Source organism: Pseudomonas sp. RtIB026 (assembly GCF_016861355.2).
In the GTDB taxonomy this organism is placed as follows: domain Bacteria; phylum Pseudomonadota; class Gammaproteobacteria; order Pseudomonadales; family Pseudomonadaceae; genus Aquipseudomonas; species Aquipseudomonas peradeniyensis.
Genome location: NZ_AP023348.2, coordinates 5,778,875 through 5,791,885 on the forward strand (window position 1 = coordinate 5,778,875; position 13,011 = coordinate 5,791,885).

Annotated in this window: 3 protein-coding genes, 1 tRNA gene and 2 rRNA genes; all 6 read right to left on the bottom strand. The window is 63.3% G+C overall.

All coding sequences use genetic code 11. The annotated features are described in order from the left end of the window. Positions 1-53: 53 nt before the first annotated feature. Positions 54-2,129 (bottom strand): exodeoxyribonuclease V subunit alpha, encoded by a 2,076-nt coding sequence (gene recD, locus PRtIB026_RS25935; protein WP_203650416.1) that lies wholly within the window; start codon positions 2,127-2,129, stop codon positions 54-56. Beyond that, a complete protein-coding gene (recB, locus tag PRtIB026_RS25940; protein ID WP_203650413.1) occupies positions 2,126-5,797 on the bottom strand; it encodes an exodeoxyribonuclease V subunit beta in 3,672 nt (1,223 codons plus the stop codon). Before recB ends, recD begins: the two co-directional genes overlap by 4 nt. Then, positions 5,794-9,273 (bottom strand): exodeoxyribonuclease V subunit gamma, encoded by a 3,480-nt coding sequence (recC, locus tag PRtIB026_RS25945; protein WP_203650411.1) that lies wholly within the window; start codon positions 9,271-9,273, stop codon positions 5,794-5,796. The genes recB and recC overlap by 4 nt, the downstream gene beginning before the upstream one ends. A 267-nt stretch (positions 9,274-9,540) precedes the next feature. Continuing rightward, positions 9,541-9,656 (bottom strand): 5S ribosomal RNA (rrf, locus tag PRtIB026_RS25950). 136 nt (positions 9,657-9,792) lie between these two features. Continuing rightward, positions 9,793-12,686, bottom strand: a 23S ribosomal RNA gene (locus PRtIB026_RS25955). A gap of 245 nt (positions 12,687-12,931) precedes the next feature. After that, positions 12,932-13,007 (bottom strand) — tRNA-Ala (locus PRtIB026_RS25960). Between the last annotated feature and the right edge of the window lie 4 nt (positions 13,008-13,011).

Below are 13,011 nucleotides of genomic sequence, written 5' to 3' on the forward strand. Positions count from 1 at the left end.
AAATGTTTGCGGATAATGCCGCAACGATAGCATATCGGCGGCAAACTCCAGAGTCAGACTTGCTCCAGCATCAGCCCCGAGACCCGCCGGACCTTGCGCCCCACGGCCTCCTCGAACACCCCGGCGCGCGGCTCGATCAGGCTGAAACAATGCTTGGCGCGGGTGATGCCGGTGTACACCAGCTCCTTGGTCAGCACCGGGTTCAGCGCGTCGGGCAGCACCAGCGTGGTATGGCTGAATTCCGAGCCCTGGGACTTGTGCACGGTCATGGCGAATACTGTTTCCACCTCGCTGAGGCGGCTGGGCAGGACGAAACGAACCCCACCGCTGCCATCGTTGCGCGGGAAAGCCACGCGCAACAGCGCCTCGCCCTGATCGTCCGGCAGGCGCAGGGCGATGCCGATATCGCCGTTCATCAGGCCGAGGCCATAGTCGTTGCGGGTCACCAGTACCGGACGGCCCTCGTACCAGGGTTGCTGGCTGTCGATCAGCCCAGCGTTGTGCAGCACCCGGGCGACCCGCTCGTTGAGGCCTTCGACACCCCAGGCGCCCTTGCGCACGGCGCAGAGCAACTGGAACGCCTCGAAGCTCTGCAGCACCTCGGCCGCCCAGCGCTCCCAGCGCGGATCGTCGCCTGGCGTACCTGGCGGCGGGCGCAGGCGACCGATGGTACGCAGGTAACCGCGATAGCCCTGTGGTCCTTCGGCACCCTGGTTGAGGCCATCGAGCAGCAGGCGGTCGAAGCGTTTGTCATGCTCGCCGCCCAGGGTCAGGCAATGGACATCCGCCGGTCGGGTCGCCAGCAGCGCACGCGCCTCCAGGGCTTTCTGGCGATTGACCAGGCGCGCCAACTGGCCGATGCCGCTGCCTTCGCCGAAACGCCGTGAGTGGCGCAGCATCACGATCTGCTGGGCCAGCGGGTTGCGCTGACCGTCGCCCGTCTTCAGGCCGATGTCGGCCAGCGATTGCCCGCCCACCTGCTCCAGCCAGGCCAGGGTCTGCGGCCAGTAGCAGCCGTCCTCGGCGTCACGGCACAGGTCGCCCAGCACCGCCCCGGCCTCCACCGAGGCGAGCTGGTCCTTGTCGCCCAGCAACACCAGACGCGCATTGGCCGGCAGGGCATCGAGCAGGTTGGCCATCATCTCCAGGTCGATCATCGAGGCTTCGTCGACCACCAGCACATCCAGGGGCAACGGGTTGCCGGCATGATGGCGGAAGTGCCGCGACCCCGGGCGGCTGCCCAGCAGGCGGTGCACGGTGCTGACCTCGGTGGGGATCTGCGCCCGCACCGCGCCATCCACCTGCAAGCGTTCCACCTGCTGACCGATGGACTCGGTGAGGCGCGCCGCGGCCTTGCCGGTCGGCGCCGCCAGGCGGATGCGCAGCGGCCGGCCTTGCTCGACCGCAGGCCCCTGCAATAACGCCAGCAGACGTACCACAGTGGTGGTCTTGCCGGTTCCGGGGCCGCCGGTGATGACACTGAAGCCGGCACGGGTGGCCAGGGCGCAGGCCAGCTTCTGCCAGTCCACTTCGCCTGCAACCGAGCCACCTTCGAACAGTTGCGCCAGGCGTAGTGCCAGGTCGGCCGGCTGCGGCTGAAGGCGCGCCAGGCGCTCATGCAGGGCGTTGTCGATGCGTCGCTCGTAGGTCCAATAGCGGCGCAGATACAGGCGCTCACCGCTGACCACCAGTGGTCGGGCACGCTGCTCGACGGTATCGCCAGTGGCAACCAGGGGGCTCTCGGCGATCCGCTGCAACCAGGTGCCCAGTTCGAGGCTGGCCAGCAGCTGCGAAGGCAGCAGCAACGGCCCGGCCAGGGCATCGCCTTCCGGCGGCAGCGACAGGGCGAAGTCCGGCTCGGCAAGGGTCTGTTGCAGGTCGAGGCAGACATGGCCATGACCCAGCTGGTGGCTGGCCAGGGCGGCCGCCAGCAGCACCAGCGGATCGCTGCCCGGCGCCCGCTCCTCGAGGAAACTCACGAAGGCCCGGTCCAGTGCGCGCAGCCAGCCACGCTCGACCCAGCGATCGAGCAATGCCAGCAAGTCCTGGCTATGGCGCAGTGGCGCCAGGGCGCTCAGGTGCTCGGCCTGCAAGGGTGTGGGCAGCAGGTCGTCGAGGTTGCGGCTCATGGCGTGGCTCCGGCAAACAGGTCCTGTTGGGCAGGTTCTTGCTCACCCCGGAACATCGCGTCGAGCTGTTCGATCAGCGCCCGGGGAGGCCGCGCATGATACAGCCCGTGACCGGCCGAGGTGACGCCACGCAGGAAGATGAACACGGCACCGCCGACATGCCGGTCGTAGTCGTAGTCGGGCAGGCGCGCGCGCAGCTGGCGATGCAGGGCCAGCAGGTAGAGCACGTACTGCAGGTCGTAGCGGTGCTCGAGAATTGCCTGCTCCATGGCCAGGGCGCCGTAGGCCTCGGCGTCGGGGCCGAGCCAGTTGGACTTGTAGTCGGCCACGTAGTAGCGCCCGTCGAGCTCGAAGGCCAGGTCGATGAAGCCCTTGAACATGCCGTTAAGCACGGTCGGCTGGGCGGCCGCCCGCGTCATGCCAACGTGCGTGTGGCGCGCCACCAGGTGGTCGAGGCGCACCGCATCGACCTGATGGCTGGCGAACCAGAACTCCATTTCGACCTGGTAGCGCTCAAGGCCTGCGAGGGTCAAGGTGGCCCCTTGCAACGGCATGGGCTGGACCAGCAGTTGCTGCAGCCACTGGGTCAGCGTGGGAATCCAGCCGGTCCAGTCGCGCCGGTTGCAGCGCTGGCCCACGGTGCGTTCGATCACCGGCCCTTGGGCGGCGACCTCGGCGAACCCTTCGCGCCCCGCCCATTCGAGCAGGCCGTGGAGGAAGGTGCCCGGATTCGGCCCACGGGGGAAGCGGTGGATATCGCCCGCCTCGGCCGGCACCTCGCGCAGCGCCTGGCTGTCCAGCACCTCGTCGTCCAGCAGTTGCTGGGCCTGGGAGCTGTCGGCGACCAGGGTCTGGTCACCCACCCGCAAGGCGCTGTACGAGGCGATCCACCAATGCTCCGCAGCGGCCCGCCGTGGCTTGCGCGGCGGCAGCAGTTCGCGCTGGCTGTCCGGCGTGCGGTAACACAGGGCCTGAACCTCCGGCAGTGGACCATGGGTGATGGCCGGATTGCCGGCCGCCAGGGTGGCGAGCCACTCGCCCAGCTGGCTGGAAGCCGCCAACGGCAGGCCACCGCCCAGCAGGTAGCCCAAGGCCGAACGGTGCAGCTGCGAACTGCGCTGGGTGCCGCGCTTGAGGTCGGCAACGCCCAGCCAGCAGGCGTGCTGGGCACGGGTCAAGGCAACGTAGAGCAGGCGCAGGTCCTCGGCCAGGCGTTCGTCGTCGGCGCGCTCGATCTGCTCGGCATTCGGGGTCAGGGTCAGGTGTGCCTGCCCCTGGTCGTCGTGCCAGCCCAGGGGCAGGCGCTGGCCATCCACCGGCTTGCTGGTGCAGATGAACGGCAGGTACACCAAGGGGTATTCCAGGCCCTTGGACTTGTGGATGGTCACCACCTTGACCAATTGCTCGTCGCTTTCCAGGCGCAGGATCTGCTCTTCTCCGGCCTGCCCGGCGTTGGCCAGGTGCTCGGTGAGGTGACGGATCAGCGCCTGCTCGCCATCCAGCTCGCCGGCGGCCTGCTGCAGCAGTTCAGCCAGGTGCAGCAGGTTGGTCAGCACCCGTTCGCCGTCGCTGCGGCCCATCAGCGCCCGCGGCAGCTGGAAGTCGTGCAGCAGGCGGCGCAGCATCGGCAGCACGCCCTGGCGCTGCCAGGTGTCGCGGTAACGGCGGAAGCGCATCACCCAGCTTTCCCAGACCCGCTCGTCCTGGTTCAGACGCTCCAGTTCGATAAGCGGCAAGTCGAGGGTCAGGCTGGCCAGGGCGGCCTTGAGCATACGCTCCGAGTCCGGCTCGGCGCAGGCCTTGAGCCAGGCCAGCAGGTCATGGGCCTCCTGGGCGGCGAATACCGAGTCCTTGTCCGACAGGTACACGCTGCGCACATCGCGGGCGGCCAGTTCGGCGCGGACCAGCTGGGCCTCGCGACCGTCGCGCACCAGGATGGCGATATCGGAAGGCAGGCAGGCCCGCAGCTTGCCGGCGGCATCGGCGAAACCGCTGACGCCCTGCTGCCCACCCTCGAGCAGCTCGACGATATGGCTGGCGCAACTGGCGGCCAGCTGCTGGCGATACGCTGTGCTGGATACCGGCTCGTCGCTCTCCAGCTGCCAGCAATGCAGGGCCGCGCTGGGCTGTCCGGCGATCAACAGTTGCTCGCCACGACCCTTGGCGCGCACTTCGACGAATGGCAATGGATTGTCGCCCTGGCTCCGGAACAGGAAGGCGCCACGGCCCTCGATACGTTCCTCGGCTTGCAGGAACACGCGGTTCACTGCCGCGACCATGGCCTGGCTGGAGCGGTAGTTGGTGTCCAGGCTGTGCAGGCGCCCGGCGGTGGCGCGGCGCGCGGCCAGGTAAGTAAAGATGTCGGCGCCACGGAAGGCGTAGATTGCCTGTTTGGGGTCGCCGATCATGAACAGGCCGGTGTCCGGGTTGTTCTCGGTAATGCGGTAGATGCGCTCGAAGATTCCGTACTGGACGGGGTCGGTGTCCTGGAACTCATCAATCAACGCGACCGGGAACTGCTCACGGATCAACGCGGCCAGGCGCTCGCCGGAATCGCTGCCCAGGGCATGTTCAAGACGCAGCAGCATGTCGTCGAAGCCCATTTCGGCGCGGCGACGTTTCTCCACCTCGAAGCGCGCCGATACCCAGGCAGCGGCGTGCTCCAGCAACCGCGCATCGGGACTGGCCAGGCCCTGCAACTGCTCGCGCAAGGATTCCATGGCCCGCAGCGCCGGGTGCTGCGGCGGCTCGCCGGACTTCCAGGCCTCGGCCAGGCCGGCGGGCGTCAGGCGGGTGAAGCCGGTGCCCAGGTCCAATTCCATGGCTTGCTCATCACCGGCCCAGGCCCGCAGCTTGTCGAACCAGGGTTCGAAATAGCGTGCCTGCAGCTTGCGCCCGTCGGCCTGCTTGGCCGCCACGGCATCGCGGCAGATCTGCTGCAGCTCGTCGGCCCAGGCGCCCCAGGGCGCCTTGAGTTGCGCCAATTGCTCGGTGCGCTGGCGCAGGGTCGCCTCAATCAACGACTGCGGGTCTTGCTCGTCCTCCTGGCCACGGACACGGCCAAACAGCGGCCTGATCCTCGGCAACAAGGCATCGGGGCTGCCCCAGTTGCCGCGCACCCAGGCCAGCGACTCGCCGCGCATGCCGTAGCAGAAGCGCCGCCAGTAGTCGCGCATGACCTGGCCCAGCAGTTCGCTGTGATCGGTCTCCAGGCTCTGGGTGAACAGGCTGCCGCTGTCGAAGGCGTGCTCGCGCAACATGCGCTGGCACCAGCCGTGGATGGTCGAAACGGCAGCCTCGTCCATCCACTGCACGGCGATCTCCAGGCGGCTGGCGCAGCGCGGCCATTGCTCCTGTGGATAATCGTCGCGCAGCAGGTGCAGCAGCGGGTCGGCATCGTCCAGCTCGCCACGGAAGAAGCGCGCCGCCTCGGCCAGGCGCGTGCGAATACGCTCGCGCAGCTCCTTGGTGGCCGCGTCGGTAAAGGTCACCACGAGGATCTGCGGTGGCAGCAGCTCGCGACTGAAACCCTGCTCACCGCCATGGCCGAGGATCAGCCGCAGGTACAGGGCCGAAATGGTGAACGTCTTGCCGGTACCGGCGCTGGCTTCGATCAGCTGGCTGCCGTGCAGGGGGAAACTCAGCGCCAGGGGACGGGCTTGGGTCATTGGGCGTTCTCCGGGTTACCCAGGGTCTGCCAGGGCGCTGCGAACAAGGGGCGATAAAGGGCTTCGCACCAGCCTTCGAAGGTCTCGTCGAGGGCCAGCGCGGCGAAGTCACGGTACTGGCGGGCCAGCGCCAGGCTTTCGCTGCGCTCGCCGAAGCTGTTCTGGCCGTCACCCTCATAGGCGCGGATCGCGGCGGCCACGGCCTTGTCCGGATCCTCCTGGGCCAGCCAGGCGAAGGCCGTCTTGGCCGCCACGGGCAAAGGGGCGTTCATTGCCGCCTGGCGTGCCACCAGCAGTTCGCCCAGGCGCTCTGCCGCCTCGCCCTGGGGTAGCGGTGCCAGCAACAAGGTCAGGTCGCTGGCCACCAGCGCGCTGTGCAGCGGATAGCCCGAGGCGCAGGCGGCAAGGTGCATGACCCAGGCCGGCACCAGCCGGTGCCACTTCAGGCTGTTGCGCCCGGCACTGAGGGTATTGGGCACGGTGGCGATGCTCAGCAGGCTCTGGTCCTCGGCCTGGTACACCCGGCCGAGCCAGCCCTCCAGGCGCAACGGCCCGTGTTCGAAATGGACCGGCAGGGCCCCCTCGACCAGGGTCGGCCAGCGTTGCAGAAGTTGCCGATGGCGTTGCAGCAGGTCCGGCAGCGGCTGGATCAACTCGGCCTGCAAGGCTTCGCCGAAGCCTGCCAGCGGCAGCATCCCGCAGGCCTGGAGGCGTCGGGCCTGGGCCTGCAGCGCCCGCTCGGCGTTGTCCGGATCGGCCAGCGCGGCGCCGAGCAGGCTTTCGCTCAGGCCATAGCGTTGCAGGGCGTCCAGCACGAAGGGTTCTTCGTCCGGGGTCGGTGCCTCCAGCGCCTCGAAGAACACTTTCAGGCGCTGGCTGAAGAAATGCCGCACCGGATGGCGCAGGAAGTCCTGAAGCTGCACCAGGTTGAGCGGCTCATCGCTGGCGTAGGGCAACAGCGCGGTAGGCGCTTGCGCTTCATCCCCGGCCTGATGCAACGCCAACCACTCATGGGCGAAGCTGAACAACGGACTGCCCTTCTGGAAGTAGCGCTGGCTGAACGGCTGCAACGGGTGTTCCTGGGTCAGGGCATGCAGCAACTGCTGCCCCGGGTCGTCGCGTTGGCCGGTCCTGGCGCCGGCGAGCTGCCAGCCGGCGGCCAGGTGATCGCGCAACTGCCCGATCAGCACCGAGGACGGGCGCTCGCTGTTGTCGCGGATGCTGCGCCCGACCCAGCTCACATAGAGCTGGTCGCGTGCCGAGAGCAAGGCCTCGAGCAACAGGTAACGGTCATCCTCCCGACGGGAACGATCCCCTGGCCGGTAGTCGCTGGCCATCAGGTCGAAGTCGAGGGGCGGCTGGGCACGCGGGTAGTCGCCATCGTTCATGCCCAGCAGGCAGACCACCCTGAACGGGATGGCGCGCATGGGCATCAGGGTGCAGAAGTTCACCGAGCCGGCCAGGAAGCGCTGGGACAACTTGCCCTGGTCCAGCCCGGACAGCCAGGCTTCGCGCACCACGGTCAGTGGCAGCAAGTCGTGCAGGCCAACCGCGTCGCAGGTTTCCAGCCAGGTGTCGCGCAGGTCTTGCAGCTGGACCAGGAGCAACTCGTCGTGCTCGTTCTCGGCCAGGAAGAAGATCTGCAGCAGCGCATGCAGCCGTGCCCCCCACTCTGTCGCCGAGGCGGGTTGCGAGAGGGCCTGGCAGGCAATGTCCAGAGCATCGAGCAACGCCACCAACGGGCCGATCAGCGCGGCGTCGAGCCCCCCGATCTCATCGTACGGCTCGATACCGTCACAGCTTTCGCCCACGCCGACGGCGTAACCCAGCAGCATGCGCCGCAGGCCGAAGCGCCAACTGTTCTGCTCAAGCCCCTCCGGCAGGCCAAGGCTGGCACGTTGCTCGGCGCTCAGTCCCCAGCGGATACCAGCGCCTTCGATCCAACGGTGCAGGGTTGGCAGGTCACTTTCCTGGATGGCGAAGCGGGCACGCACTGCCGGCACGTCCAGCAGGTCGAGCACTTCGCTGACGGCGAAACGGCTGTCGGGCAGCTTGAGCAGATGTTCCAGGGCGATCAGCAGCGGGTCGCGACCACGCTGGCCCTGGTCGGTCAGGGTGAACGGGATATAACGCGGATCGTTGCGGTCGAGCTGGCCGAACACCGCGCGGATATGCGGTGCGTAGGTGTCGATGGCCGGCAACATGACGATGACGTCGCGGGGCCGCAGCGTGGGGTCGGCACTGAAGCGGGCCAGCAACTGATCGTGCAGGATCTCCACTTCGCGTTGTGGACTGTGGGCCAGATGGAAACGTACGGAACGGTCCTTGGCCGGGTCAACCGCCGGCCATTGCTCGCGGGTCTCGGCCAGCGGGCGCAGCTCGAGGATGTCATCCTGCAGCTGGTTGAGCAGGGTCTTGGGCTCACCTTCGCTGAACAGGTCGATGCGTCCGTCGCTGAACACGCCCTGGTAACTGCCGGGATCGTCGTAGCTGTCGAGCAGGTTGATATAGTCGCGCCCCTGCTTGCCCCAGGCCGCCAACAGCGGATGCGCATGCTGGTGCAGCAGCTCATCGTCCAGCTGCAGGGGCATGCTCTGCTTGCGTTGCTGACGCTTGTACTGGTGTCGCAACAGGTCCTTGTCGGCGACGATATCGCCCCAGTGATGGCGGCAGGGGTTGTGCACGCACAGCAGCACCTGGCTGAAGCGGGCCAGGCCTGCCAGGGCCTCGAGGATCTGGGCGGGCAGCGACGAGATGCCGAACACGATCAGCCGTGCCGGTAGCCCGGCGGGCGCCTGCTCCAGGGCGTTGATCCGCTCGATGAAACGTTGGTGCACGCCGGCACGGCTCTGGGCCATGCCCGCCTCGCCCACATCCTCGAGCAGGATCCGCCACAGCTCGGCCTGCCAACGATTGCCGGCGGCCAGCGGCTTGCGCTCGCCGCGTGCGGTGTTGAGCACATGGGCTCCACTTGCCCAGTCCTTCAGCCAGTCGGCACGGTAGACCTGGTACTGGTCGAACAGGTCGGCGAGGCGCTCCGCCAACTGATAGCACTTGCGCAGGTCGCTGTCATCGGTGAGGAAGCGGCGCAGGGGCTCGAAGTGCGGGCGCTCGATCACTTCCGGGAGCAGGCGCATCAGGCGCCAGGTCAGGGGCGCCTTGTCGAGCAGTGAGACCTCGGGGATTTCATCGCGCCCCAGCACGCGGCGATACAGCTGCCACATGAAGCTGCCCGGAAGCTGCACATCGATGGCGGCGGCGATCCCGCAACCGCCCTGGTCGTCGTCCTGCGGGTCCTCGGCCAGGGCCAGTTTCAACCATTGGGCGATACCGTTGCTCTGCACCAGGGCGATTTCGTTTTCCAACGGTGCCAGGGGATAGCGGCGCATCACGCTCACCACCAGATTGCGCAGGTCGTCCAGGCGGTTGCCCTGGACGATCATGAAGCCTGAGTGAAGTGAGGTGGTCTGGGGCATTGGGTGGTCTCGGAAGTGCGGTTGGTGCAGAACAGGAACCTTATCACGGAGGCGGTTGACGCGATCCCTGTGTAGGAGCGGCCTTGTGCCGCGAAAGGGCTGCGTAGCAGACCCGGCGATATCAGCTTGATGCACAAATCCTGGGGCCGCGTTGCGGCCCTTTCGCGGCGCGAGGCCGCTCCTACAGGGGGAGACTGTGTTTATTTTGCAACGCAGAAAAGACAAAACCCCTACCTGCTCGCGCAGATAGGGGTTTTGCGAAATGAATCTTGACGATGACCTACTCTCACATGGGGAAACCCCACACTACCATCGGCGATGCATCGTTTCACTGCTGAGTTCGGGATGGGATCAGGTGGTTCCAATGCTCTATGGTCGTCAAGAAATTCTGTTGCCAGAACATCCAGATGGATACTCCAGCCAATTCGGATATGCGATATTTGTGGTTTGTCGCGAACTTTCGGTTCTTTCGTCTTCACCACCACAATTTGGCCTCGGCGCAAATTGCTTGGGTGTTATATGGTCAAGCCTCACGGGCAATTAGTATTGGTTAGCTCAACGCCTCACAGCGCTTACACACCCAACCTATCAACGTCGTAGTCTTCGACGGCCCTTCAGGGAGCTCAAGGCTCCAGTGAGATCTCATCTTGAGGCAAGTTTCCCGCTTAGATGCTTTCAGCGGTTATCTCTTCCGAACATAGCTACCCGGCAATGCCACTGGCGTGACAACCGGAACACCAGAGGTTCGTCCACTCCGGTCCTCTCGTACTAGGAGCAGCCCCTCTCAAATCTCAAACGTCCACGGCAGATAGGGACCGAACTGTCTCACGACGTTCTAAACCCAGCTCGCGTACCACTTTAAATGGCGAACAGCCATACCCTTGGGACCGGCTTCAGCCCCAGGATGTGATGAGCCGACATCGAGGTGCCAAACACCGCCGTCGATATGAACTCTTGGGCGGTATCAGCCTGTTATCCCCGGAGTACCTTTTATCCGTTGAGCGATGGCCCTTCCATACAGAACCACCGGATCACTAAGACCTACTTTCGTACCTGCTCGACGTGTGTGTCTCGCAGTCAAGCGCGCTTTTGCCTTTATACTCTACGACCGATTTCCGACCGGTCTGAGCGCACCTTCGTACTCCTCCGTTACTCTTTGGGAGGAGACCGCCCCAGTCAAACTACCCACCATACACTGTCCTCGATCCGGATAACGGACCTGAGTTAGAACCTCAAGGTTGCCAGGGTGGTATTTCAAGGATGGCTCCATGAGAACTGGCGTCCCCACTTCAAAGCCTCCCACCTATCCTACACAAGCAAGCTCAAAGTCCAGTGCAAAGCTATAGTAAAGGTTCACGGGGTCTTTCCGTCTAGCCGCGGATACACTGCATCTTCACAGCGATTTCAATTTCACTGAGTCTCGGGTGGAGACAGCGCCGCCATCGTTACGCCATTCGTGCAGGTCGGAACTTACCCGACAAGGAATTTCGCTACCTTAGGACCGTTATAGTTACGGCCGCCGTTTACCGGGGCTTCGATCAAGAGCTTCGCTTGCGCTAACCCCATCAATTAACCTTCCGGCACCGGGCAGGCGTCACACCCTATACGTCCACTTTCGTGTTTGCAGAGTGCTGTGTTTTTAATAAACAGTCGCAGCGGCCTGGTATCTTCGACCGGCGTGGGCTTACGCAGCAAGTGCTTCACCCTCACCGGCGCACCTTCTCCCGAAGTTACGGTGCCATTTTGCCTAGTTCCTTCACCCGAGTTCTCTCAAGCGCCTTGGTATTCTCTACCTAACCACCTGTGTCGGTTTGGGGTACGGTTCCCAGTTATCTGAAGCTTAGGAGCTTTTCTTGGAAGCATGGCATCAACCACTTCGCGCTCTAATGAGCACTCGTCATCAGCTCTCGGCCTTGAGATCCCGGATTTGCCTAAGATCTCAGCCTACCACCTTAAACTTGGACAACCAACGCCAAGCTGGCCTAGCCTTCTCCGTCCCTCCATCGCAATAACTGGAAGTACAGGAATATTAACCTGTTTTCCATCGACTACGCTTTTCAGCCTCGCCTTAGGGACCGACTAACCCTGCGTCGATTAACGTTGCGCAGGAAACCTTGGTCTTTCGGCGTGCGAGTTTTTCACTCGCATTGTCGTTACTCATGTCAGCATTCGCACTTCTGATACCTCCAGCAAGCTTCTCAACTCACCTTCACAGGCTTACAGAACGCTCCTCTACCGCATCATCATAAGATGATACCCGTAGCTTCGGTGCATGGTTTGAGCCCCGTTACATCTTCCGCGCAGGCCGACTCGACTAGTGAGCTATTACGCTTTCTTTAAAGGGTGGCTGCTTCTAAGCCAACCTCCTAGCTGTCTAAGCCTTCCCACATCGTTTCCCACTTAACCATGACTTTGGGACCTTAGCTGACGGTCTGGGTTGTTTCCCTTTTCACGACGGACGTTAGCACCCGCCGTGTGTCTCCCATGCTCGGCACTTGTAGGTATTCGGAGTTTGCATCGGTTTGGTAAGTCGGGATGACCCCCTAGCCGAAACAGTGCTCTACCCCCTACAGTGATACATGAGGCGCTACCTAAATAGCTTTCGAGGAGAACCAGCTATCTCCGAGCTTGATTAGCCTTTCACTCCGATCCACAGGTCATCCGCTAACTTTTCAACGGTAGTCGGTTCGGTCCTCCAGTCAGTGTTACCTAACCTTCAACCTGCCCATGGATAGATCGCCCGGTTTCGGGTCTATACCCAGCGACTAAAGCGCCCTATTAAGACTCGCTTTCGCTACGCCTCCCCTATTCGGTTAAGCTCGCCACTGAATATAAGTCGCTGACCCATTATACAAAAGGTACGCAGTCACCTAACAAAGTAGGCTCCCACTGCTTGTACGCATACGGTTTCAGGTTCTATTTCACTCCCCTCTCCGGGGTTCTTTTCGCCTTTCCCTCACGGTACTGGTTCACTATCGGTCAGTCAGTAGTATTTAGCCTTGGAGGATGGTCCCCCCATGTTCAGACAAAGTTTCTCGTGCTCCGTCCTACTCGATTTCACTGGCAAGAGATTTTCGTGTACGGGGCTATCACCCACTATGGCCGCACTTTCCAGAGCGTTCCACTAATCTCAAACCAGCTTAAGGGCTGGTCCCCGTTCGCTCGCCACTACTAAGGGAATCTCGGTTGATTTCTTTTCCTCAGGGTACTTAGATGTTTCAGTTCCCCTGGTTCGCCTCTTGCACCTATGTATTCAGTACAAGATAACCAGCTTATGCTGGCTGGGTTCCCCCATTCAGAGATCTCTGGATCACAGTCTGTTTGCCGACTCCCCAAAGCTTATCGCAGGCTACCACGTCTTTCATCGCCTCTGACTGCCAAGGCATCCACCGTATGCGCTTCTTCACTTGACCATATAACCCCAAGCAATCTGGTTATACTGTGAAGACGACATTCGCCGAAAATTCGCACGTCGCTCTTTCGAGCAGAACTCACAAATTTTACCTTAGCCTGATCCACCAGCAGTGAAACTGGTGTTCAGTCTATTTCTATCACATATCCGAATTTTTAAAGAACGATCTGACAAAAGTCAGAAATCAACATTCATCAACGAATGTTCATTTCTAAGTTCTGAGCAGTGCTGCGAAACCTGAAAGAGTGGTGGAGCCAAGCGGGATCGAACCGCTGACCTCCTGCGTGCAAGGCAGGCGCTCTCCCAGCTGAGCTATGGCCCCGTAT